The 23232-nt window shown below is 71.7% G+C and carries 18 protein-coding genes; 10 read left to right on the top strand and 8 right to left on the bottom strand.

Annotated elements, in window-relative coordinates; translation table 11 throughout:
• Positions 1-74 precede the first annotated feature (74 nt).
• The 4 genes from BLW78_RS01295 to BLW78_RS01280 all read right to left on the bottom strand — a co-directional run bounded on the left by BLW78_RS01295 (position 75) and on the right by BLW78_RS01280 (position 6816).
• Complete coding sequence (locus BLW78_RS01295; RefSeq protein ID WP_091675925.1) at positions 75-2267, bottom strand: HAMP domain-containing methyl-accepting chemotaxis protein; 2193 nt, start codon at positions 2265-2267, stop codon at positions 75-77.
• A 63-nt stretch (positions 2268-2330) separates the two neighbouring features.
• On the bottom strand, positions 2331-2840 hold the full coding sequence (locus BLW78_RS01290) for a chemotaxis protein CheW (protein ID WP_091675922.1): 510 nt from the start codon (positions 2838-2840) through the stop codon (positions 2331-2333).
• A complete protein-coding gene (locus BLW78_RS01285; protein ID WP_091675920.1) occupies positions 2840-4939 on the bottom strand; it encodes a chemotaxis protein CheA in 2100 nt (699 codons plus the stop codon). The genes BLW78_RS01290 and BLW78_RS01285 overlap by 1 nt, the downstream gene beginning before the upstream one ends.
• 629 nt (positions 4940-5568) lie before the next feature.
• The gene (locus BLW78_RS01280; protein ID WP_091675917.1) at positions 5569-6816 is read right to left on the bottom strand and encodes a methyl-accepting chemotaxis protein; all 1248 of its coding nucleotides are present in this window, start codon (positions 6814-6816) and stop codon (positions 5569-5571) included.
• Between the two features lie 319 nt (positions 6817-7135).
• Between BLW78_RS01280 and BLW78_RS01275 the strand changes: the two genes are divergently transcribed.
• Positions 7136-7417, top strand: coding sequence for an STAS domain-containing protein (locus BLW78_RS01275; protein WP_020091071.1), 282 nt, complete (start codon positions 7136-7138; stop codon positions 7415-7417).
• A 33-nt stretch (positions 7418-7450) separates the two neighbouring features.
• A complete protein-coding gene (locus tag BLW78_RS01270; protein WP_020091072.1) occupies positions 7451-7816 on the top strand; it encodes a response regulator in 366 nt (121 codons plus the stop codon).
• 69 nt (positions 7817-7885) lie between these two features.
• On the opposite strand, the gene BLW78_RS01265 is transcribed toward BLW78_RS01270, so the two are convergent.
• On the bottom strand, positions 7886-9010 hold the full coding sequence (locus tag BLW78_RS01265) for a hypothetical protein (protein WP_056529851.1): 1125 nt from the start codon (positions 9008-9010) through the stop codon (positions 7886-7888).
• A gap of 77 nt (positions 9011-9087) precedes the next feature.
• On the bottom strand, positions 9088-10044 hold the full coding sequence (locus BLW78_RS01260) for a putative antibiotic biosynthesis monooxygenase (protein WP_091675915.1): 957 nt from the start codon (positions 10042-10044) through the stop codon (positions 9088-9090).
• 1138 nt (positions 10045-11182) lie between these two features.
• Here BLW78_RS01260 and BLW78_RS01255 point away from each other — a divergent pair.
• Entirely contained in the window at positions 11183-11665 is a 483-nt protein-coding gene (locus tag BLW78_RS01255) for a nucleoside deaminase (protein ID WP_091675912.1), read from the top strand.
• Positions 11666-11753: 88 nt separating this feature from the next.
• On the top strand, positions 11754-13142 hold the full coding sequence (locus tag BLW78_RS01250) for an FAD-binding oxidoreductase (protein WP_091675909.1): 1389 nt from the start codon (positions 11754-11756) through the stop codon (positions 13140-13142).
• Positions 13143-13154: 12 nt separating this feature from the next.
• Here the strand turns inward: BLW78_RS01250 and BLW78_RS01245 are convergent, their stop codons facing one another.
• Positions 13155-14249 (bottom strand): DUF4272 domain-containing protein, encoded by a 1095-nt coding sequence (locus BLW78_RS01245; protein ID WP_091675907.1) that lies wholly within the window; start codon positions 14247-14249, stop codon positions 13155-13157.
• A gap of 460 nt (positions 14250-14709) precedes the next feature.
• On the opposite strand from BLW78_RS01245, the gene BLW78_RS01240 reads away from it, so the two are divergent.
• The 3 genes from BLW78_RS01240 (at position 14710) to BLW78_RS01230 (ending at position 17804) form a co-directional block, all read left to right on the top strand.
• A complete protein-coding gene (locus BLW78_RS01240; RefSeq protein ID WP_091675903.1) occupies positions 14710-16830 on the top strand; it encodes a M48 family metalloprotease in 2121 nt (706 codons plus the stop codon).
• Positions 16831-16837: 7 nt separating this feature from the next.
• Positions 16838-17353 (top strand): hypothetical protein, encoded by a 516-nt coding sequence (locus BLW78_RS01235; RefSeq protein ID WP_091675900.1) that lies wholly within the window; start codon positions 16838-16840, stop codon positions 17351-17353.
• Between the two features lie 175 nt (positions 17354-17528).
• Positions 17529-17804, top strand: a complete 276-nt coding sequence (locus tag BLW78_RS01230; protein ID WP_020091080.1) for a CsbD family protein — start codon at positions 17529-17531, stop codon at positions 17802-17804.
• A gap of 257 nt (positions 17805-18061) precedes the next feature.
• Here the strand turns inward: BLW78_RS01230 and BLW78_RS31240 are convergent, their stop codons facing one another.
• Entirely contained in the window at positions 18062-18394 is a 333-nt protein-coding gene (locus BLW78_RS31240) for a hypothetical protein (protein WP_170855054.1), read from the bottom strand.
• A 1-nt stretch (position 18395) separates the two neighbouring features.
• On the opposite strand from BLW78_RS31240, the gene BLW78_RS01225 reads away from it, so the two are divergent.
• From BLW78_RS01225 to BLW78_RS01215, 3 genes are all read left to right on the top strand, one after another.
• Positions 18396-18650, top strand: a complete 255-nt coding sequence (locus BLW78_RS01225) for a hypothetical protein (RefSeq protein WP_244526708.1) — start codon at positions 18396-18398, stop codon at positions 18648-18650.
• 65 nt (positions 18651-18715) lie between these two features.
• Positions 18716-19888, top strand: a complete 1173-nt coding sequence (locus tag BLW78_RS01220) for an efflux RND transporter periplasmic adaptor subunit (protein WP_244526742.1) — start codon at positions 18716-18718, stop codon at positions 19886-19888.
• A gap of 131 nt (positions 19889-20019) precedes the next feature.
• Positions 20020-23208: an efflux RND transporter permease subunit gene (locus BLW78_RS01215; RefSeq protein WP_091675897.1), complete on the top strand. Its 3189-nt coding sequence runs from the start codon at positions 20020-20022 to the stop codon at positions 23206-23208.
• Positions 23209-23232: the final 24 nt, after the last annotated feature.

The following is a 23232-nucleotide window of genomic DNA, read 5'->3' as shown; positions in this document are numbered from 1 at the left end:
CGACGACGGCTGACGACGACGGCGGGATCCGCGCGGGCACGGGCACCGCGCGGATCCGGGCCTCGGGCGAGGTGTCAGGCGACCCGGGTGAAGGCGGCGTCCTGCGCGTCGCCCTCGCCCATGTCGAGGGCGAAGCCGCCGCCCCCGGCCGGGCCGCGCCCGCCCGCCCGCTTCGGGCTCGGGGAGCGGATCGCCGCCGAGGGCGTGCCCATCCGCGCCGCGGTCGCGCGCAGCCGCGTCACCGCCTGGTCGACACCGGCCACCGGCGCGGCCGCCTCGGTGATCCGGAAGTAGGCGATCGTCGCCTGCAGCTTCTCGGCCTGGGTGGCCAGCTCCTCGGAGGTGGCCGAGACCTGCTCGGAGGCGCTGGCGTTCTGCTGGGTCACCTTGTCGAGCTGCTGGATCGCCTGGTTGATCTGGCCCGAGCCGACATCCTGCTCGCGGCAGGCGGCGGTGATCTCCTCGACCAGGCTGGCGGTCTTCTTGATGTCGGGCACGAGCTTGCCGAGCATGTCGCCGGCCTGCTGGGCGGCCTTGACGGTGTCGGACGAGAGCGTGCCGATCTCGGCCGCGGCCGCCTGGCTGCGCTCGGCGAGCTTGCGCACCTCGCTGGCGACCACCGCGAATCCGCGACCGTGCTCACCGGCCCGGGCCGCCTCCACGGCGGCGTTGAGCGCCAGCAGGTCGGTCTGGCGGGCGATCTCCTGCACGATGGTGATCTTCTGGGCGATGGTCTGCATGGCCTCGACGGCGCGGCCGACGGCGATGCCGCTCGCCTCGGCGTCCTGGGCCGATTGCCGGGCGATCGTCTCGGTCTGGCTGGCGTTCTCGGCGTTCTGCTTCACGTTGGCGGCCATCTCCTCCATGGAGGCCGAGGCTTCCTCGGTCGACGAGGCCTGCTCGGTTGAACCCTGCGACAGCTGCTCGGCCGAGGCCGAGAGCTCCTGGGACCCCGCCGAGACGTTGCCGGCCGCCGCGGTCGCCTCGGCCACGACGGTGCGCAGCTTCGACAGCATGGTCTGCAGGGCGAGGCCCATCGTGTCCTTGTCGGAGAGCGGCCGGGCCTCCACGGTGAGGTCGCCCTGGGCGATCGCGTTGGCGAGCGCCGCGGTCGCGTTCAGGTTCTCGGTCATGCGGCCCATGGCGCCGACGAGGTCGCCGAGCTCGTCGTTGGTCGTGACCGTCGCGGTCTGGCTCAGGTCGCCCATCGACACCGCGTCGGCGAGCGAGACGGCACGGCCGAGGCCGCGGGAGATCGACAGCGCGAGCCAGGTCGCGATGCCGAGGCCCATGAGGAGCGCGGCCGCCGCCACGCTCAGCAGGATCGTCTGACCCTGGGCGGATTCCGCGGTGGCCTGGGCCGCGGCGTCGTCCATGAACCGCTTCTGCCGCTCCGCCAGCGCCTCGAACGCGTTGATCGCGGTCGTGCTCACCGTCGCGTACTCGCCCGAGGCGACTTCTGCCGCCTTCACCGAGCTGCCGATCTCGACGAGGGCGAGCGCCCGCTGGAAGGAGGACGCCCAGGTCCCGAACCGCTCGCGGACGGCCGTCACGGCGATTCCCGCCGCCTGGGACGCCGCCGCGAGCTCGTCCACCGATCGGTTGATCTCCTCGCGCGACTGCTTGGCGAGGGCCACGCGCTGCTGGAGCGCCTCGACGCTCGTGGTCCCAGTGGCCGAGGTCAGCTGCCCCCAGGCCCGCTCGACCCGGCTCTTGAACACCGCGGCGACTCGGGCGAGCCGCTCTCCGGCGGGGCTCTGGGCGTCGGTCGCCGTGTTGATCAGGGCGTCGAGGTCCGTGCGCAGGGCGGCCAGCGCCGGGCGACCCGCCGCATTGATCTCGGCCCAGGTCTTCCCGTTGGAATTGTCGCGGGTCAGCTCCAGAGCCCGGTTCCCCAGCGCGTTCTGCTTCTCGTACTTGGCCGACAGGTCCTCGTAGAGCCTCCTGCCCTCGTCGGTCATGAGCAGGGTCTTCACCTTGGCCAGGGACGCCACGGCGTCACCGTGGTTGGTCGCCGAGCGCTTGGCGAACTCCGTCATCTGCGTCTCGTCCGGGCTGATCAGGGCTCCGCGGACGTTGAACGCGCTGCGGATGGCGTGCGCCTTGCCCTCGAGGACCTGCTTCTGGATCTCGGCGCGGCTCAGGACGTACTTCATCGTCGCGTCGGCGGCCGTGAGCCTCTGGTAGCCGACCCCGCTGGCCGTCCCCAGGAGAACGAGGATCGCGCCGAAGCCGACCCCGAGCTTGGCCTTGATCGAGAAACGCATCGCCCTTTACCCCTACGCAAACACGAGATTCTGACAGGACTTCGGAAAGACTTCGGAAAGACTTCAGTCGAGGATCTGCTCGAGCTCGGGGACGATGATGAATTCGTCCCCCGCCTTGACGATCGAGCGGATGTACTCCGGGCGCCAGGTCGTGCCGACGGGCGGCACCGCCTCGCACTGCGCCGGATCGACCTCCGTGACCGCGAACACCTTGTCGGCCACCAGCGCGACGACCACGGGGTCGCCCGCCACCGCCACCTCCAGGACGAGGAAGCGCGTGTCCGGGCTCGCCGACGCCGCCGGCATCCCGAACCGCTCGCGGATGTCGGCCAGAGGCACGACGTTGCCGCGCACGTTCACGATCCGATCGATATGCGGGCGCGCCCCCGCCACCCGCGTCGCCGGGATCGGATCGATGATCTCGCGCACCATCCCGGCCTCCAGCGCGAAGCTCTCCGAGCCGATCCGGAACATCACCACCTGCTGGCCGCCCTGCCGACCGTCCCGCTGGCCGCCGTCGGCGGCCGCCTGCGGGCCGGGCTCGACGACTCCGCGCGCCACGCCGCCGCTCATCACGCCACCTCCTGGTACTCGCGCACGCCCTCGGCGCGCCCGCCGCTCACGAGGCGGCCGACATCGATGATCAGCGCGGCCGTGCCGTCACCCAGGATCGTCGCCCCGGAGAAGGTCGCCACGTCCGCGTGCAGCTTCGACAGCGACTTGATGACGGTCTGGTGGTTGCCGATGATCTGGTCCGCCACCAGGCCGACCCGCGCCTCACCGGCGGCCACCACGATCACCTTCTGGTGCAGGTCCGGCTCGCCCGCGGCCCCGAACAGGCTGCGCAGCCGCAGGAACGGCACCAGCGCGCCGCGGATGTTGAGGAAGTCCCGCCCGCGGCCGCCGCGCTCGCTGGCGGGCAGCTCGACGCATTCCTCCACCGCGGCCAGCGGGATGACGTAGCGTCCCTCCCCCACCCGGATCAGCAGCCCCTCGATGATCGCCAGCGTCAGCGGCAGGCGCAGCGCCACGCAGGTGCCGCCGCCCGGCTCGGTCGCGATGTCGATCGTGCCGCGCAGGCTCTCGATCGTCTTCTTGACGACGTCCATGCCGACCCCGCGCCCCGACAGGGCCGAGATCTCCTGCGCGGTCGAGAAGCCCGGCGCGAACAGGAACTGGTAGATCTGCTGGTCGGTGAGCACCGCGCCCGGCGCGCACAGGCCCTTCTCCTCGGCCTTGGCGCGGATGCGGGCCGCGTCGAGCCCGGCGCCGTCGTCGCGCACGCTCACCAGCACCTGCGCGCCGACATGCTCGGCGGTGAGCGTGATCCGCCCGGTGGCGGCCTTGCCGCCGGCCGCGCGGCGCTCGGGCGCCTCGATGCCGTGGTCGATCGCGTTGCGGATCAGGTGGACGAGCGGGTCGGCCAGGCGCTCGATCACGGTCTTGTCGAGCTCGGTCTCCTCGCCGGCGGTGACGAACTCGACCGGCTTGCCGAGATCGCGCGAGAGGTCGTGGACGAGGCGGCGGAAGCGGCCGAACAGGGCGCCGATGGCGACCATGCGGATGCTCATCGTGGTGTCGCGCAGCCGCGCGGACAGGCGCTCGATCTCCTCGGCGATGGCCTTGAGGCCGGGATCCGCATGCAGGCCGGCGAGCTGGCTGAGCCGCGCCTGGGCGATGACCAGCTCGCCGACCCGGTCCATCAGCTCGTCGAGCCGCTCCGCCTCGACCCGGACGCTGCTGGCCGGCCGCTCCTCGGCCCGCCGGGCCGGGACGCGCTCGGCGGCCCGGGCCGCGGGCTCGACCGCCCCCGGCCCGGCCGGTCCGGTCTCGCCGGACGCGCGAACGGCGAGGCCGGCAGCCGGAGCCGCGCCGGACGGCAACCCCGACGGCGGCCCCGACGGCGGCCCCGACGGCGACGGTGCGGCCCCGGCCGGCTCGGGCGCGGCGTCCGATGGCGCGGCCGAGACCGGGACGAGCGTCAGGGTCATCTCGTCCCGGACGAACAGGAAGACGTCTTCGATCGCCTCGCGGGGCACGGCCGCGCGCAGCGTGACGTCCCAGCCGATGGCGAGGCTCTCGGGGTCGAGGGCCGGCAGCTCGGGCAGCGCGTCGAGGCGCGGCACGATCGTGCAGGCGCCGAGGTCGCGCAGCTCGTCGAGGAGCGCCAGGGGATTGGTCCCGTTGCGGAGGATCTCGGGCGCGAACGCGATGCCGATCTGCCAACCACCCTCCCCCGCCGCAGCGGGCTCGGCGGCCGGCTCCGGGAGGAGCGCGGACGGGGCGGCCGGGCGGGACGCGGCGCCGAGCAGCTGCTCGAGTTCGGCCAGGATGGCCTCGCCGATGATCGGGGCGCTCGCCTCGGGCTCCTCGATGAGGCCGCGGATGTAGTCCTTGGCCGAGAGGGAGACGTTGACGAGGTCGCGGCCGACCGGGACCTCGCCGCGCCGGACGCGGTCGAAGGCGGTCTCGAAATCGTGGGTGAAGGCGGCGACCTGCTCGAAGCCGAACATGGCGCCCGAGCCCTTGATGGTGTGCAGGGCCCGGAAGGCCGTATCGATCAGGGCCCGGTCCTCGGGCCGGTCGCCGAGGTCGAGCAGCGTCGTCTCCAGGCGGGCGAGCAGCTCGGCGGCCTCGGCGCGGAAGATCTCCGCGGGATCGAGAGCAGTCATGGGACGAACGGACCCCCGGACACAGAACGCAGATACAGAACCAACCGCCCGATCCCGAGCGCGGACGGACGCGCCGATACCGGAGACCGGCCGCGTCCTTCGCGATCAGGCAGTCGAACAGACTGTCCCGGCGCGCGGCGACCGCGCGGTGACGGGACACGACGCGAAGCCGCCGCCTGACTTCCTGGGTTGTATATAATCGGACCAGAAATTTTCGGTTAACGAACAGATTTGAGTCCTGAACGGGAAGTATATCCACATCGGGTTCGAAGAGCTTGATTATCGGATACTGCGATCGTGTGACACGCGGATCACAGGATCTCGGGCGCGCGGTGCGGCACGGCTCCGGCCATCACGGCGCGTCGACGCGCGTCGACGAACATCGATGGACTCAGTCGGACGTGGACGGACGCGGACGGGCGTGGACGAACATCGACGCCCACCGGCGCGCAGCCGCCCGGATGCGGGCCGCGGCAGGTCCCTGCGGGCGGCGCGCGGATTGCGGTGGGACTGGAGCCGGGAACGGGGCCGGTCGCGGCCGGTCCGGCGCGGGAAGGCCCGGCCGCGGCGCGACCGCCGACCGGGCCCGCACGGGCTGCCCTCGGCGCGCGCCGGCGCGGCGGGCGCGCTCAGAACAGGTCGATGCCGTCCAGATCGTCGGCGGCGTCGGCGGCCGGCGTCTCGGAGGCCGGAGCCCCCCCGAGCAGGCGCTCGGTCAGGCGCGCGCGAACCTCCCCCAGGGTGCACCCGGCGATCGCCGCCGCGATCCAGGCCGGATCGGCCGCGGCATCCGGCGCCGCGACGCGGTCCGCGCTGTGGTCGGCGAGCCGCCCGAGCTCCGCGCCGGCCGAGCGCAGCAGGCCCTCGACGTTCTGGATGCGCTGCTTGGCCCGGTCCTGGAACTGCATCGCCACGATCGCCGCCGACACGTCCTGCGTGATGGCCTGCGTGGTCTCGGCGGTCTGCTGCAGGATGCCCGCGACCTGCGCGTTCTGCTCGACCAGCGCCCGCATCACCATGCGGACGCGCGTCTCGGCGGTCCGGCTCTCCTCGGACATGTCGATCGCCGCGATGTCGCCCAGCAAGGCATGGCTGCCGCGCAGGCCGGCCGCCATGGTGCCGATCTGCTGCTTGATCACGTCCGACAGGGCGTTGATCGTCGTGGCGAGGCCGCGCACCTCGTCGGCGACCACCGCGAAGGCCGCGCCGCTGGCGCCGGCCCGGGCCGCCTCGATCTTGGCGTTCAGGGCGAGGAGGTTGGTCTGGCGGTTGATCCGCTCGATCTGCGCGACGCTCCCCTCGACCGACGACAGGCCCTCGAGCACCCCGGCCAGACCCTGCGCGAGGGTCGACCCGCGGGACGACATCAGGGTGATCCGCTCGATCAGGGCGGTGAGCGTCTCGCCGAGGCCGGCGGCGACGTCGCCGAGCTGCAGGGTCCGGTCGTCGATCCGGACGGTCTGGACCGAGGCGACGAGCCCCCGGACGATCTCCGACTGCTCGCAGGTCGTGGCGGCGATGCTCTGGAAGCGGTTGGACAGGCCGTGGACGTTGGCCTCCACGTCGGTGGAGACGATCCCGAGCTCGGCGACGAGGGCGTCGAGCAGCGTCCGCTGCTGCGCCGAGAGGCCGAGCCAGGCCTGGAGCAGGTCGGCCGCCTGCGCGGCGGGCGCCGGTTCGGCCACGATCGCGGCGGGCGGCGGCGCGGGCTCGCTGGACGACGCGGCCGCCTCCGGGAGCGGGGCGGCCGGGATCGCCGCGCCCGATCCGCGCCGGTCATCGAGCCCCACCTCGGACCCCACCTCGGGCCGCATCCCGGGCCGGCGGAACCGGTCCGGGACCTGCCTGAGGATGTCGTGGGCGACTTGGAAGGCCATCGGCGGGCGGGTCTCTCGGCGTCGTCCGACGCGCGCGGGTCATGCAACAATCCCACGGTCGGCACCCGACCGAGGCTAAGGAACGCCGTTGAAGAAAGCGTTATCGCCCGGCCGATGGCCGCAACGGCCGGCACAGATCACAGTATTAGCCAATCAACACTGTTCCAGGCGGCGCAGACCTCCGTCCTGTGCTGGGTCCGCGGCCGCGTCGGCCGTCCGCGATTGGCCGAACCTTCAGGAAGAATTTACCCGCCGCGGTGTTGACTCGGGCGCGGCGACGCGTCGCCCCGCACGTCCGTTTTCGAGGTCACGAACCCGCATGTCCGAGGCTCCCGTCCTCACGCTCGGTCCCGACTGCACCATCCGGACCGTCCGGGCGCTGCAGGACACGCTGGCGGCGGCGCTCGCCGGCGGGGCGCGCCTCACCCTCGACTGCGCGGCGGTCGAGCGCGCGGACGTCACCTTCGTCCAGATCGTGCTCGCGGCCGACCGGACGGCGCGGGGTCGGGCCGCCGGGATCGCGCTGGTCAACGTCCCCCCGGCGGTCGAGAGCGCGTTCCGGCGCGCCGCGATCGAACACCCCAGCGCGCCGCTCCTCTAGGCGCGCGTCAGGCACAAGAACGGAATCCGTGTCATGGCCACTGTCCTCGCCGTCGACGATTCGCCCAGCATCCGGCAGATGATCAAGGTGGTGCTCGGCCCGGCCGGCCACACGGTGATCGAGGCCGGCGACGGCGCCGAAGGCCTCGCGAAGGCCAGGAGCGAGAGCGTCAACCTCGTCATCACCGATCTCAACATGCCGGTGATGAACGGGCTGGAGATGATCAAGCAGCTGCGGACGCTGCCGAGCTGCACCGGCGTGCCGATCCTCTTCCTGAGCACGGAATCCGACGAGGCGATCAAGCAGCAGGCGAAGGCGGCCGGGGCGACCGGCTGGATCACCAAGCCGTTCAAGCCCGAGCAGCTGCTCGCCGTCGTGGGCAAGCTCGTCCGCGCCTGAGGCCGCGACCGAGGCCCCGCTTCGCAGGGCCCGTCATGACCCCGTCGCGGACGCTCCGATCCGGCGGGCTCATTTCAGGTGGTAGGCCACCCCGGCGATCAGCGCCTTCTCCTCGGTGTTGAGCGTGCGCCGCGGGTCGCCCCCGAACTTGTTGTGCCAGTACTGGAACCCGGCGAAGACCTCGACCCGGTTGGGCGTGCCGGCGACGAGCTGCCCGACATCGAGCACGAGGTTGGTCTGGGAGACGAATTCCAGCTGGGTGTCGTTCTCGTTGAATCGACCGTAGCGCCCCTTGGGCAGCACGATCGTGTTGAAGCCGGCGAGCGACAGCGGCAGCCCGGTGAACGGCAGCGGGATCGTGTAGGTGATCTCGAATTCCGGCGTCATCTTGAACTCGACGCTGCGGAAATGCGCGTAGTCGAAGCCCGGCACCGGCCCGTATCCGGCGAAGCCGTTGCGGGAGAACTCCTTGTAGCCCTGGACCTTCAGGTTCACGAACCCGGCCGGCACGTCGAAGGCGAAGCTCAGCCCGAAGGTCCCGGCGCGCTTCTCGGAATCGAAGGTCGTGTCCTTGGTGTTGACGTCGGCCCCGAACGACAGGCCGACATCCTTCACGAAGCCGGGGATGGCCAGGGCCTGCGTGTCGAAGACCTTGTTGAGGCTCAGGACGCCCCGGTAGATCAGGTAGAACTCGGTGGCGCCGACGCCCTCGAACCGGCCAACCTGATTGCCGGCCGGATCCTGGGATCCGGACCGGAGGATGTCGAGGGAGAGCAGGTTGGTGCCGTAGGCCCACGCGTTGGCGTGGAACAGGTTGATGACGGTCTTGGGGACCTCGCGCCCCACGAACTGGCCGTCGGGACGCTGGACCCGGAGGCCGGGCTCCGCCGAGGGTCCCTGGAAGCGGTAGCTCACCACAGTGTCGGAGAAGTTGAAGAAGGACGGCGGCGGCGCCGCCATCACGGTGGCGGCCGCGACGGCAACGGCGGCCTCCTGGCGCCGCGCGCGGGCCGCGGCCGCGACGGGCGTCCCGTCGGCCGCACCCGTCCCCGACGTGGTCGAGGAACTGGCCGCGGCCGTGGCCGGAGCGGGCGCCGGCTCGGCGCGGGCGGGCCCGGCCAGACCGACCCCGCAGGCCAGGATCAGCAGGCCGGCCGCCGGGCGCGGGCTCGCCCGGGACACCGACCGGAGCATCGCGCGCCCTGTCCCCACGCCCGGCCCCTGCCCGCGACGGCGCCGCGCGGGCCGCGACCGCCCGGGCGCGCCGCCGGTCAAAACAGCTTCCAGAACACGAGGATCATGAGCCCGTAGGCGGCGATCAGCAGCGCGGCGCCCTGCAGGTTGACCCGGGTCCGCCGCGCCGGATCCGGCGTCAGCCACCAGCCCAGCCGCTTGGCCGTCCAGGGCACCATCAGCGAGGTGAGCAGCACGCTGAACACGTTGCCGATGAACAGGGCGACCGGGAAATCCACCTTCAGCATGCCGGCCAGGATCGGCGCGCCGACCAGGACGCCCCACAGGAACACGGTCGGGTAGAGGGTCAGCACGACGATCATGTTCATCTTCCACGCCGCGGGCGCGCCCTCTCCGGGCGGCGCGACGTTGCGGAACCACTGCTCGAAGCCGCTCTGCACCGTCCGCGTGTGGAATTCCGCGGTCATCGGCGCCGCCTCGGCGACCAGGGCCCGACGCTCGGGCGAGTCCATCCAGGTGCGCAGGTTCGCCTCGCTGTCGAAGCGCAGGATCGCGACGTAGTCCTCCTGCACCCCCGGCACGGCCGGCTCGAACCGGTAGCCCTGCATGCCGGGCGCCCGCGACTGCGCGGCCGCGATCTTCTGCTCCCACCGGAGGTAGGCGGCCTCCATGCCGGGCTTCACGCGGGTGCTGATCACCGCGCTGACCGGCGAGGTCCGGGCCGCGCCGGCGTCGTCCTTGACGATGTGGACGTCGTCGCGGCCGACGAGCATCGGCGTGGCGCCCTGGATGCGGGCCTGCCGCTCGGGGGAGGCCATCCAGGTCTTGGCCTGCTCCAGGCTGTGGAACCGCTGCACGATCACCCAGTCCACCTGCAGCGGCGGGCGCGGCGGGATCAGCTGCTGCTCGATGAAGCCCGGGAAGGCCGCGACAACGGCGCTGGTGTCGACCTGCCAGCGGGCGAAGGCGTCCGCGCTCTCCGGCCGGATGGTCGTCTGCGTCACGATGCTGACGGACGATGTGGCACCGCTCATGAACCGACGCGCTTCCGTTGCACGGCTGCCTGCACTCGCGCGTTGGCTTCGCGCGGCCCCCGGCGCCGCGCCCGGTCACCGCCCGGCGGGTCCGGGGCGGTGCCGAGAGGCGCCACCTCCGGCGGCCCGGACGGCCGGTCCGTGGACCGCGGCACCGAGGCGGCGGCGGACCCGCAGGGATCTGCCGCGCCGCGGAACACGAGGATAAACAACCGAAAATTGATCTTGCACTCAGCGCCCGCCACTCCATTGGCAGCACTGCTCTGCATGCCTGTATCAGCGGGCAATCTTCGACCGGAGTCAAGACCTCAGCGCGGAGGTCGAATATTTTAATTGTAAATACAGCACGTTCTCTACGGCGATCGTCTTTTAAGCGGAAACGCTTGCACGATATTTATCTTCCGCGCGCGCGGCCCGGAATGCCGGACTTTTTCGGCGCCCGCTCCGCCCGAGCCCCGCCGAGCTGGGACGGAGCGACAATGAAAAGACGGGGCGGAGACGATCGTCGCCGGGTGTGGCGCCGGGTGTGGCGCAGGGTCGGGGCGCAGGGTCGGGGCGCCCTGCCATGACGGGACGGATTATTTCTTGTCCGTCCGTCTCAGGCGGGGCGCCGCCGTCCCGATCAGGAGCCGCCGCCGTGACCGCGACGCGCCATATGTGCTGCTCGGATCGGGCCGGAGAGCCTGATCGATCATCTCTTCACGGTCGTTTTATTGCATTTCCCTATATTTACAATTCGACTGCCGACGATCGCGGGCCGGCGTTGACGCGGCACTTCCGCCCCTGTCTATTCTGTCGCCAAGCCGCGGGTAGCCGCTCGTTACTGGCTGACGACCATGCGTTCGCAGGAGGCACGGTTTCAGCGGAACGTCCCGATCCGCGCGCGGCCCCGTCGCCGATCCTGCCCGCGCGGCTCGACGGCGGTCGCGCTCCGTGACACCCCGCGCCGCTCGGCCGGACCGCGCGGCGACATCGCTCAACCCGAAGCCAATGCCGGTCGGCCGACCCGAAGTTGTTAAGCACGCCGCGCGAAGTCTAGTGCGGTCCGACACAACAATCGGGACCGCCCCTCGATTAAGAAATCTCCGCGGTTCATAGTCTCGACCAACCGACCCGTTTCGCGACGACAGAGGTTCCAATGTCTGACAACCACGAAAAATTCATGGCCCGGGCGATCGCCCTGTCGGAGAAGACGTCGCTGGTCGACAGTGCCGGCGGCGTGTTCGGCTGCGTGATCGTCCAGGACGGCGAGATCATCGCCGAGGGCGCCAACCGCGTCGTCGCCGAGAACGACCCGACCTGGCACGGCGAGATCGAGGCGATCCGGAAGGCCTGCAAGGCGCAGGGCAGCTTCAAGCTCCGGAACGCGACGCTCTACACCAGCGCCGAACCCTGCCCAATGTGCATGGCGGCCGCCTACTGGGCCGGCGTCAAGAACGTCTACTACGCGGCGCAGGTCGAGGACGCGCTGGAATACGGCGGCTTCGACGACAGCATGATCTACGCCGAGCTCAAGAAGGAGGTCGGCGAGCGCTCCATCCCGACCCAGCAGATCATGCGCGCGGAGGCCGTCGAGGTCTGGAAGAAGTACGCCCAGAAGGCGGACCGCGTCCCCTACTGAGGGCCGGATCGCGAGATCGGCCGCCCTGCTCCGCCCGCTCAGGCCGCCGTCGCCCGAGCGGGCCTCCACGCCCGCGCAGTGCCCAATCATGAATGCTGAGACCTTGAGGACGGCCTGCAAGGGCCCGGTCATCGACGCGGGCGACCCGCAGTTCCGGGAGGCGCTTCACGGGAACCTGTGGAACAGGTTGATCCCCGACCGGGCGCCGCAGATGATCGTCAGGGCCGCCGACGAGGACGACATCGTCGCCACCGTGAAGTTCGCCCGCGCGCACGGCCTCAAGGTCGTCGTCCGCGGCGGAGGCCACAACTGGTGCCAGCCGACCCTGCGCAACGGCGGGATCCTGATCGACCTCGGGAGCCTCGACAGGATCCTGGCGATCGATGTCGCGCAGCGCCGGGCCGTCATCCAGCCGATCGTCAGCAACCGCGACATCCAGAAGGCGCTCAACGCCCACGGACTCGCCTTCCCGACCGGCCACTGCCCCCAGGTCAAGGCGAGCGGCTACTTCCTCGGCGGCGGCATGGCCTGGAACCCCACGGTCTGGGGCTACGGCACCGAGAGCCTCGAGGCGATCGAGCTCGTCACCGCCCAGGGCGAGCGGATCCGGGCCAGCGAGACCGAGAACCCGAACTTCTTCTGGGCCGCGCGCGGCGCCGGCCCAGGCTTCTTCGGGATCGTCACGAAGTATTTCCTCAAGCTCCACGCGCTGCCGAAGGCCATTCACGGGAGCGAGTATTTCTATCGCCTCGAGGATGCGCCGGCCGTCGGCACGTGGCTCGGCGAGGCGGCGCCCACGATCGCGCCGAGCGTCGAGCTGACCCAGTTCCTCGTGAAGGCGCCGCCCGCGCTGGCCGAGGCGGCGGCGGACCGGAACGGCTGGGTCTGCATGGTCACCGCCACCGCCTTCGAGGACACCCCGGAGGCGGCCCGGCGCGCGCTGGCGCCGCTCGATGACGCACCGGTCGCGCCCCTGTCGAGCGCGCGGGTGACGCCCCTCGACTTCGAGCAGCTGTTCGACGCGTCCGGCGCGCTCTTCCCGGAGGGCGTGCGATCCCGGGTCGAGGCCACCTTCTCCAATCACAGCCCCGGCGCGGTGATGGCGGCCATCCTGCCCCTGTGGCAGCGGGCGCCTTCGGCGACCTCGGTGTTCCTGTCGACGATCTTCTGCGGACCCGACGTCCCGGGGCCGCAGCGGAACATGGCCCGCTCCATGACCTCGAAGGTCTATGGCGGCCCCTGGACCATGTGGCACGAGGCGGACGACGATCAGGCCAACGCCGCCTGGCATCGGGCGGTGATCGCCGCGCTGAAGCCGCTCAACATCGGCTACTACATCGGCGAGACCAACACGGTCGAGCAGCCCGAGATCGTCGCCCAGGCGTTCACGCCCGAGAAGTGGCAGAGGCTGTGCGCGCTGCGCGACGAGCACGATCCGGACCGCGTGTTCTTCGACTATTTCGACGGTCTGCGCTGAGCCGCGGCGCGGTCACGTCGGCGTGTCGGTCGCGTCCCAGGGCGTGTCGCGGTCGTTCTGGAATCCGGTCAGCCAGTTCAGCGCGACGTGGCGCTCCGCCACGACGTCGCCGTTGAGCCCCGCGGGGGCTGTCCCCTTCTGCCGCGCCTGCCGGACGACCCAGTGCGCCCGCCACGCGCGGTCCAGCGCCTCCAGGATCTCGCCGGGCGGCCGCAGCCGCGCGGCGTCGGCCGCGCCCGCGTCCCGGGCGAGCGGCGCGACCGCCCGCCAGAGCGCGTCGACGTCGACCGTGGCGTCGCTGTCGGCGATCCGGGCCGCGCGCACGCCGAGCGCCCACAGCAGGGTGTTCGCGGCCTCGTAGCGCCAGGACGCCGCCGCGGCGTCCTTCGGGTCCGCCGCCTCGATCTGGGCGCGCTCGGCCGGCGACAGGGCCGCGAAGCCGGTGGGATTCAGCGTCCTCTGCCCCGGCTCGCGCAGCGTCGTGCCGGCGCCGAAGGCCTGCCCCCAGGCCGCGATGTAGAGCAGGGCCAGAGCCCGCCGGAGCACCTCCGCCGGCGGTCGCAGCGCGAGTTCCGCCTCGCCGAGCGCGGGGGGCATGCCGGCGGGCGGCTTCGGGTCCAGATCCTCCAGGCGCTCCAGGGTCCGGGCGCGGCGCGCGACGGCGTCGGGCGGATAGGGCAGACGCGCGGCCGGATCCGTCTCGCCCGCGGCCGACAGGAGGAGCGCCATGTCGGGCGCCCGCACGGATCCGTCGGGCAGGAAGAGGACGGCGTTCGCCGCGAGCGCCCAGGCTTCCACGCGGGGCAGGTCGGACGCGGCGACCGCGAAGCTGACGTGGTTGCGGACGCGCTGCAGGTGGCGCCAGAGATGGTAGCGGTGGGCGGTCATCTGCCCGTCGCCCCGTCCCATGACGTAGCCGATGAACCCGTCGAGATGCGGCTGCAATTCGGGGTCGGACAGGTCCCGCCGGCCGTTCAGCGTGTGGTCGAAGGAGAGCGCGGGCAGGTCGCGCACGGTCGCGTAGGCGTTGACGAGAAGCGGTTCGTCCGGCGCCGCCTCCGCCGGTGCCGCATCGGCGCGTCCGAACAGCCGCTTCAGCAGATTCATGGTCTCTCCCTTCCGGTCTTCCCGCGGAGCGGCGCCTCCGAGGCTGGCATCCAAACCGGGCCCGGTCGCGCCGGGCGCGCGAGCGCGGAAGCGCCCAGAGTGGGTCGGGCGCGCCGGCCGGGCAAGGCGCGCCGCGCCCGGAGCCCTCGGAGGCCGGACCGCAGCATTCGGTTGACGTGGCCGTTCGGCCGGTTAGAAAACCGGCCGTCGAATCGGTTATCGATCCGGTTGCGCCCAATCTTTGTCGCTTGGAAGCTGTAGCTCGACCGCATCTATAGCCTCCTGGACCGAGACTGTTCGCTGCGCCGGCTCGATACCGGGACGCCGACCCGACCGCAATCCTGCCGCGCCCGCCCTGCCGCGCCGGCGTCTCGCTATCCAGGAGCCGACCATCGCCGAAGCAGCGCCCCCGCGCGACCGCTCGCGACCGCGCGCCCTCGCCGGGCTCCTGGCAGCGACCGTGCTGCTGCCGCTCGCGATCCTGCTGATCGGGCTCTGGCAGGGCCAGCGCGGCCTCGACGACTGGCGGGCCTTCGCGGCCGAGCGCGACCGCCTCGGCGCGGTCGTGGCGGATCTGGAGGCGCGGTCTCCGCGGGACGGGCGCCCCGATTTCAGCCTGCAGTTCCGGCACGACGGCCGCCTCTACGGCGGCCCCTACGCCGCGGTGAAGGCCCGCGAGATCCGCGACCACGCGGGGACCCTCGCCGCCGTGATGGACTGGCGGCGCAGGCTGCCGGCGGTCGCGGTCGCGGGCGGCGGAATCGCGGCGGCGCTCTCCGTGCTCGTTCTGCTCGTCGGCGGCCTGCTCGGGCAGCTGGGACGCGGGTCGCGCGACGCCCTGGTCCGCGGCTTCTCGCTGGTGCGGCGGCTGCTTCCGCCCGCCCTCGCCGCCCAGATCGTGGCGGCGACCGCCGGCCTCGTCGCGGTGGTCCTGTTCGAGGCCGGGCTGCTCGTCGACGGCGGCCTCAGCGGCGGCGGCGTGAAGCTCCTGGCGATCGCGGCCGGCGCGGTCGGCGCCACGATCCTCGCCGCGTGCGGCGCCCTGATCGGCCTGCGCCGGGCCCTCGTCGCCTTCGCGCCCGAGCCGCTGCCGATCCTCGGGCGGCGGATCGCGCCGGCCGAGGCGCCGGGTCTCTGGCGCCTCGTCGAGGCGCTCGCCGACCGGATGGGCTCACTGAAGCCCGAGGCCCTGGTCGTCGGCCTCACCGAGGGCTTCTTCGTCAGCGCCGGCCCGGCCGTGCTCGAGCCCGGCGGCGCGCGGCTCGACGGCCGGATCCTCTACGTGCCCCTGCCCTATCTCGCCCTGCTGCGCGTCGACGAGACGGCGGCGATCCTCGGGCACGAACTCGCCCACTACGCCGGCGGCGACACCGCCTACAGCCAGCGCTTCCTGCCGATCTACGCGGGCGTCGGGCGCTCCCTCGACGCGATGGCCGGGCGCGAGCGCGGCGCGCTCGGCGTGCTCGGGCCGTCGATCCGCCTCGGCCTGTTCGTGATGGAGCAGTTCCACCTCGCCGTGCGCCACTGGAGCCGGGTGCGCGAGTTCGCGGCCGACGCGGCCGGCGCCGCCGTGACCTCCCCCGACGCCTCGGCCCGGGCGCTCCTGCGCTACGGCGCCGCGCGCCCGCGCGTCGTCGAGACCCTGGACGCGGCGGCCGACGCGCCGGAGACGGCCGCCGCCGACCTCGTGGCGGCGGCGTTCGACGGCGCGATCGCGCGCGGCCTCGAGGATCCCGCGGCGCGCCTCGAGGACGAGCAGGCCCACCCGACCGACACCCACCCGCCGACCCGCGACCGCGTCGCCGCCCTCGGGCTGGCGATGGACGCGGACCTGCTGGCCGCGGCCGGAGCCGCGCCGCCGGCCCGGGCCCGCGACCAGCTCGCCGCCTACTTCGCCGACCCCGACGGCCTGTGCCGGGCCGCGACGCGGGACTTCCTCGGCGCGGTCCGCGCGCGGGAGACCGCCGCCCGCGCACATCTGGAGGCGACCGCCGCGGAGATCGGAACCGAGGAACGGGTGCTGCGCGCCAGCCACCGCGCCCGCGGCCTCACGCTGGCCGCCAGCGCCGGCCTCTTCGCCGCCGCGGCGCTCGCGCTCGCCCTGTTCCGGATCCCGGGCCTGTCGCCGTACGAGGCCCGGATCGTGGCGGCCGTGGCCCTGGCCCTCGCGGCCGCCTTCGGCGGGGCGGGCGCCTTCGTCCTGTCACGGGGCGAGCCGATCACCCTGATCCTGAGCCCCGCGGGGCTGACGGCGCCCGGTCTCGACAGGGTGATCCCCTGGGAGGCCGTCGCCGATCTCGACATGTCGCTGAGCCGCGGCGGCATCGTCACCCGCCTGCTGCTGCCGCCGGGCGCGGACTGGCCGGAGCGGGCCCCGGGGCGGCACCCCGTGAAGCTCGACCCGAAGCGCCGCATCGTGACCCTCACGGTCGGACTGCCGCGCGGGATGAAGCCGCAGGATTTCGCCGACCTGATCGCCCGCTACCAGGCCGCGCACCAAGCCCGCCGCGCCCTGGCCGAGCGCGCCGCGCGCGCGACCGTCGCCGCCCACACCCCCTCTCCCGAAGCCCTGCCTGCTTGAGGATCGCATGGGATCGCCCGCCAAGCCCGAGACCGCCGAGACCCTGCGCCTGCCGCCCGACCGCACGAGCTGGACCGTCATCCTGGGCGTGCTGTTCGGCTTCGTGCTGTTCGGCGGCCTCCTGGCAGCCAGCGCTATCTACACGGCGCCCGTTCTGATCTCGGACTGGCAGGTCCGCGAGGCTGCCCGGCCCGTCCCGAACGCCCGCGTGAGCGACGGCAAGTGCAGCACCAAGCTCGTGTTCCACATCTGCGACGCGACGCTCTCGCTGCGGACGCCCGCGGGCAGTGTGACCCGCCGGGTGAACTACGTCTTCACCGGCCTGCACGCGGGCGACTGGACGATCGGGGTGATGGCCGACCCGGCGCATCCCGAATCCGTCACTACCGATCTCGGCCTCGACCGGCTGTGGAACCGGGCGATCACCCTCCTGGCGATCGACGGGGTGATCCTGGCCGGCCTCGTCGGTGCGCTGATCTCGATCCTCCGCAACGGGCGCGCGGCGTTCCGGTCCGCCGCCTGACCGGCCCCGCGCCGGGATCTCGGCCGCGCAGGGCCGTCCGCGCCACGGGACACGCCCGAACCGGCGGACCGGTGCCGTACCGGTTGCCGGTCCGGCGATCCGGTACGTGTGCGTCATTGCGCCGGCGCGGACGGTCGGTCAGACCGCGCTCCCTCGAACCTCTCGGGAGAACCGGATGAGCAGCACCCGCAAGACGGCGCTTCGTGGCGCCCTCCTCGGCCTCGCCCTCGCAGGCCCGGCGCTGGCCGACGACACGCCGACGACGGCGGGCGCGGTCGACCGGCTCAAGGGCCTCGCCAACGAGGCGGTCGGCGGCGCCAAGCGCGGCGTCGGCAACCTGACGGACGACGAGGCGCTGAAGGCTGAGGGGCGCGACCAGAAGCTCCGGGGCCAGGCCCAGCAGGAGCGCGGCAAGGCCAAGGACGCCGTCGAGAACGCCCTCGACAAGTAGGCGGGTGGGGCCCCGGCCGCGGCGCGGCCGGGGCCCGCCGCACCGATCGAAACGGTCTCGCCGGCCGGCATGACGGACACCGTCAGCGCCTCGGCCTGTCCCGGAGCCGGAGCCACTGGCCGCGCCGGGCGCGACGGACAGCGCCAGGCTGGCGCCGGCGCCCGCGGCCCGAGCGATCGTACAGTTGCCCTGCGTACTCGCTCAATCGACCTATTACGCGGGAAAGCTCTCATTATTTTAGCAAACGTTCCAATTTTTCATTCTATCTTACTCACTTGGCAGACATCACAGAAATCATACGGCCGCTCTGCCGGACGCCAACGCTTTAGGTAGTGCGCCGTGGTTGATAACGATTTTTGTTGCAACAACTTAACCGCGACATATGCTATCGATACAGGATAGGCGACCGAATCGGGCCGGTCTTGAATATCGAACCTGTATTGCTGCAGGGCACGGCAACCGTGCGGGGCCGCCAGAACAAGGATCGACCGGACCGTCCGGTCGACGCGACGCGCGGGTGTGCCGATCATGATGTTTGCTGTCCCCGCCTTGCTGTTGGAGCTGGCGTTGACGACGCCGGTCTCGGACAAGATGCCGGTCTTCGACGTTCACGGCAGCTGTCGGGCGGCGACGACGGCGATGACCCTCGATCCCGTTCGGCAAAAGCTCTGCCTCCAGGATGAGGGGTCGGCCCGTGCCGAGGTGGCGAAGAAGTGGTCCAGCTTCCCGGCGGTCGATCGGACGCGCTGCGCGGCGGAGGCCCAGCTCGACGGCCTGCCCAGCTACGTCGATCTGCTGGAGTGCCTGACCCTCGCCCGGGAAGCCAAGGCCGAGGACGATCAGTAGTGCGCGTCAGGACCGAGACCGAAGACCGTCCCGTAACGCTCTCAGGCTGAGGGTCGACCGTGCCGATCGTGCTGCAGCTTCCCGGATCCCTCCGTCTCCTCGCCCTGGCGGCCATCGCGGGACTCGCCGCCGGTTGCCGCGATGCGAACCAGTACGTCCCGCCGCCGCCGCCCAGCGTCTCGGTCGCGCAACCGGTCGTGCGCACGGTCACGCGCTACTTCGAGCTCACCGGCAACACCAAGGCATTCGCGGCCGTCGAGCTCGAGGCACGGGTCCAGGGCTTCCTAGAGGCGATCACCTACAAGGACGGCGCCGTCGTGAAGAAGGGCACGCCGCTCTTCTCGATCCAGCGCAACACCTACGAGGCGCAGCTCAAGCAGGCGCAGGGCGCCCTGGCGGCGCAGCAGGCCGCCCTGGCGAATGCCCAGTCCGAGTATCAGCGCCAGTCCACGCTGGGCCGGCAGGAATTCGCCTCGCAGGCGCGCGTCGAGGACGCGAAGACCAAGCAGGACCAAGCCAGCGCCGCCGTCATGGAGGCGCAGGCCAATCTCGACATCGCCGCCATCAATCTCGGCTACACGCAGGTCTCCGCGCCGTTCGACGGCGTGGTCACCAACCACCTCGCGGATGTCGGGGCGCTCGTCGGCATCAGCGGACCGACCAAGCTGGCGCAGCTCGTGCGCATCGATCCGCTCTACGTCTACTTCAACATCAGCGAGCAGCAGGTGCTGCTGGTCAAGGAGCACCTGCTCGCCACGCACCGGACGCTGGGCGACCTATCCAGGATCCCGGTGGAGATCGGCCTGCAGACCGAGACCGGCTATCCGCATGTCGGCAAGCTCGACTACCTCGCGCCGCAGGTCGACCCGTCCACCGGCACGCTGATGGCGCGGGCGCTCATCGAGAACGGCGACCACGCGCTCCTCCCGGGCCTGTTCGTTCGGGTCCGGGTCCCGGTCGGGCGCCAGGACAAGGCCCTGCTGGTGCGCGACGACGCCATCGGGACGAACCAGCAGGGCAGCTACGTGCTCACGGTCGGCGCCGACGACACGGTCTCGCAGCGGGTGGTGACGCTCGGGCCCCGGGACGGGCGCTACCGGGTGATCGAGACCGGGCTCGCACCCGGCGACTGGGTCGTCACGGACGGCATCCAGCGGGCAATCCCCGGGGCGAAGGTCGCGCCCCAGAAGGTGGCGGTGGCCGAAGCCTTGCCCGACCCGGCGCCACTCCCGCGGTGAGCCGTCGTCCGGAAGTCCCGGCGCTGCCGACGAGGCCGACACGCCCGACGATCGGACAGTGATCTCCGCCACCCCGCGTCCCGCCCTGGCGGCGGGCCGCCCCTGAGACGCCGGCACCGAGGGCCAACGGCATGATCTCGCGCTTCTTCATCGAGCGGCCGGTCCTGGCCAACGTGCTGGCCCTGGTCATGGTGCTGATCGGCGCGGTGTCGCTCTTCAACCTGCCGGTGTCGCAGTATCCCAACGTCGTGCCGCCGACGGTCCAGGTCACCACCCGCTACCCGGGTGCGAGCGCCCGCACGGTGGTCGACACGGTGGCGCTCCCGATCGAGCAGCAGGTCAACGGCGTCGAGGGCATGCTCTACATGCAGTCGACCAGCGCGAGCGACGGCACCTACACTCTCACGGTCACCTTCGCGATCGGGACGGACGGCGATCAGGCCCAGGTGCTGGTGCAGAACCGGGTCGCGATCGCGATGTCGTCGCTGCCGCAGGCGGTCCAGGTCCAGGGCGTCACGACCCAGAAGAAGTCCACCGCGGTCCTGCAATTCGTCACGCTGTCGGCCAGCGACGGGAAATTCGACAGCCTGTTCCTGTCGAATTACGGCGTCATCAACGTGCAGAACGAGCTGGCCCGGCTGCCCGGCGTCGGCAACGTCACGGTCTTCGGCGCCGGCCAGTACGCGATGCGGATCTGGCTGGATCCCGACCTGGTGCAGGCCCGGGGCCTCACCCCCGACGCCATCATCAACATCGTGCAGCAGCAGAGCCAGGAGGTCACCGCGGGCGCCGTGGGGATGCCGCCGGTCCCGGCCGGCCAGGACTTCCAGTACACGCTCAACGTCAACGGGCGGCTCAACAACGCCCCGGACTTCGAGAACATCGTCGTCAAGGCGGACGCGCAGGACGGCGGCCGCATCACCCGCCTGCGCGACGTCGGCCGCGTCGAGCTCGGCGCGCAGACCTACAGCCAGTCGTTCACGCTGAACGGGCAGCCCGCCGCCGGCATCGGCATCTACCAGCTGCCCGAGGCGAACGCGCTGACGGTGGCGAACGCGGTCCGCACCCGGATGGCCGAGCTCGCGAAGACCTTCCCGTCGGGCCTCGTCTACGCCATCCCGTTCGACACGACGGAGTTCGTGCAGGCCTCGATCCACGAGGTCTACATGACGCTGTTCGAGGCGGCCGTCCTGGTCCTGATCGTCATCCTGGTCTTCGTCCAGGACTGGCGCGCCATGCTGGTGCCGGCGACGACGGTGCCGGTGACGATCATCGGCGCCTTCGCCGCCATGGCAGCGATGGGCTTCAGCGTGAACCTCTCGACGCTGTTCGCGATCGTGCTGGCCATCGGCATCGTGGTGGACGACGCCATCGTGATCGTCGAGGGGGTCTCCCACCACATCGACGAGGGCCTCTCGCCCCGGGCGGCGGCCGAGAAGGCGATGGAGGAGCTGTTCGGCCCGATCATCGGCATCACCCTGGTGCTCATGTCGGTGTTCGTGCCGGCCGCGTTCCTGCCCGGCCTGACCGGGCAGCTCTACAAGCAGTTCGCCCTGGTGATCGCCGCCACCGCGCTGATCAGCGCGATCAATGCCGCCACCCTGAAGCCGACCCAGTGCGCCCTGTGGCTGCGCAAGCCGGTGCCGCCGGAGCAGCGGAACATGTTCTACCGCGGCTTCAACCGCGTCTACGGGGTCCTCGAGGGCTGGTACGCCCGGCTGATCGCCACCATGGTCCGGCGCAGCGGCCTCATGGTCGCCGTGGCGCTCCTGCTGATCGGGCTCGCCGGATGGGGGCTGACCCGCCTGCCGACCGCCTTCCTGCCCACCGAGGATCAGGGCTACGTCCTCATCGGGGCGCAGCTGCCGGACGGGGCCTCGAAGGAGCGCACCGACGCGGTGATGCAGCGGATCAGCGCCCAGGCGAAGGCGACGCCCGGCGTCGACAACGTCCTCTCGATCAGCGGGATCTCGGTCCTCGATTCCAGCGCCAGCCTGCCCAATGCCGGCGTCGCCTACGTGGTTCTCAAGAACTGGGATGTCCGGGCCAAGGAGAAGGGCCAGGACCTGCGCAGCCTCTACGAGCGCTTCAACACGATGCTGGCGGGCGTCGAGGACGCCGACACCTTCGTGCTGATCCCGCCGCCGATCCAGGGCATCGGCAACGCCAGCGGCTTCACCATGCAGATCGAGCTGCGCAACGGCGACTTCGACTACCCCCTGCTGGAGAGCCTCGCCCGGACGGTCGTCGCCGACGGGAACTCGCAATCCGGGCTGCGGAAGCTCAACACCTCGTTCCGGGCCGGCGTGCCGCAGATCGCGATCGCGGTGGACCGGGTCAAGGCCGAGGCGCTCGGCGTGACGGTCGGGCAGGTCTTCTCGACGCTGTCGAGCTACGTCGGGTCGTCCTACGTCACGCAGTTCAACAAGTTCGGCCGGACCTTCCAGGTCTACGTGCAGGCCGCACCCGATTACCGGCTCCGCCCCGAGGACGTCGAGAACCTGAAGGTGCGCGCCGGCAACGGCGTGATGGTGCCCCTCGGCACCGTCGTGGAGATCAAGTCCGTGCAGGGGCCGTCCCTGATCAGCCTGTACAACCTCTACCCGACGGCGACGATCGTGGGCGGGGCGGCGCCGGGCTTCAGCTCCGGGCAGGCGCTGGACCTGATGCAGCAGATCGCCGCCAAGGTGCTGCCGCCGGGCACGGGCTACGACTGGACGGCGATGTCGTACCAGGAGAAGGCGGTCGGCGCGCAGATCTACCTCGTGTTCGCCCTCGCCATCCTCCTCGTCTACCTGGTCCTGGCCGGCCAGTACGAGAGCTGGATCCTGCCGCTGGCGGTCCTGCTCGGCGTGCCGCTGGCGCTGCTGGGCACGGTCGGGGCGCTGCTGCTGCTCGGCGTCGCCAACAACCTCTACACGCAGATCGGCCTGATCCTGTTGATCGCGCTGGCGAGCAAGAACGCCATCCTGATCGTCGAGGTCGCCCGCGAGAAGCGGCAGGCCGGACTCGACATCGCGGCCGCCGCCGTGGAGGCGGCGCGGCTGCGCTTCCGCCCGATCCTGATGACCTCGTTCGCCTTCATCCTCGGCGTGCTGCCCCTCGTCACCGCCTCCGGGGCCGGTGCCGCGGCGCGCAAGTCGATCGGCATCACGGTGTTCAGCGGCATGCTCGCCTCGACCTGCCTGGCGGTCCTGTTCGTGCCGTCCTTCTACGTGATCCTGCAGCGGATCGAGGAGCGCCGCGCGCGCCGGGGGCAGCCCGGGCCCGTCGCGTCCCCGCCCCCGGCCGGGACAACCCCCGAGACCGGACCGGCGTGAGCCGGAGCGCGGACGCGGCGCGGT

Source organism: Methylobacterium sp. 275MFSha3.1, assembly GCF_900108435.1.
In the GTDB taxonomy this organism is placed as follows: Bacteria; Pseudomonadota; Alphaproteobacteria; order Rhizobiales; family Beijerinckiaceae; genus Methylobacterium.
The sequence above is the reverse complement of the archived record's forward strand: the minus strand, read 5'-3'. Positions and strand labels throughout refer to the sequence as shown.

Excerpts from the sequence above, each read along its gene's own strand:
- BLW78_RS01260 (WP_091675915.1), bottom strand. The coding sequence starts at position 10,044 with ATGAGCGGTGCCACATCGTCCGTCAGCATCGTGACGCAGACGACCATC.
- BLW78_RS01280 (WP_091675917.1), bottom strand. The coding sequence starts at position 6,816 with ATGGCCTTCCAAGTCGCCCACGACATCCTCAGGCAGGTCCCGGACCGG.
- BLW78_RS01245 (WP_091675907.1), bottom strand. The coding sequence starts at position 14,249 with ATGAATCTGCTGAAGCGGCTGTTCGGACGCGCCGATGCGGCACCGGCG.
- BLW78_RS01270 (WP_020091072.1), top strand. The coding sequence starts at position 7,451 with ATGGCCACTGTCCTCGCCGTCGACGATTCGCCCAGCATCCGGCAGATG.
- BLW78_RS01225 (WP_244526708.1), top strand. The coding sequence starts at position 18,396 with ATGCCGGTCTTCGACGTTCACGGCAGCTGTCGGGCGGCGACGACGGCG.
- BLW78_RS01255 (WP_091675912.1), top strand. The coding sequence starts at position 11,183 with ATGTCTGACAACCACGAAAAATTCATGGCCCGGGCGATCGCCCTGTCG.
- BLW78_RS01295 (WP_091675925.1), bottom strand. The coding sequence starts at position 2,267 with ATGCGTTTCTCGATCAAGGCCAAGCTCGGGGTCGGCTTCGGCGCGATC.
- BLW78_RS01290 (WP_091675922.1), bottom strand. The coding sequence starts at position 2,840 with ATGAGCGGCGGCGTGGCGCGCGGAGTCGTCGAGCCCGGCCCGCAGGCG.
- BLW78_RS01265 (WP_056529851.1), bottom strand. The coding sequence starts at position 9,010 with ATGCTCCGGTCGGTGTCCCGGGCGAGCCCGCGCCCGGCGGCCGGCCTG.
- BLW78_RS01235 (WP_091675900.1), top strand. The coding sequence starts at position 16,838 with ATGGGATCGCCCGCCAAGCCCGAGACCGCCGAGACCCTGCGCCTGCCG.
- BLW78_RS01275 (WP_020091071.1), top strand. The coding sequence starts at position 7,136 with ATGTCCGAGGCTCCCGTCCTCACGCTCGGTCCCGACTGCACCATCCGG.
- BLW78_RS01285 (WP_091675920.1), bottom strand. The coding sequence starts at position 4,939 with ATGACTGCTCTCGATCCCGCGGAGATCTTCCGCGCCGAGGCCGCCGAG.
- BLW78_RS01230 (WP_020091080.1), top strand. The coding sequence starts at position 17,529 with ATGAGCAGCACCCGCAAGACGGCGCTTCGTGGCGCCCTCCTCGGCCTC.
- BLW78_RS01215 (WP_091675897.1), top strand. The coding sequence starts at position 20,020 with ATGATCTCGCGCTTCTTCATCGAGCGGCCGGTCCTGGCCAACGTGCTG.
- BLW78_RS01250 (WP_091675909.1), top strand. The coding sequence starts at position 11,754 with ATGAATGCTGAGACCTTGAGGACGGCCTGCAAGGGCCCGGTCATCGAC.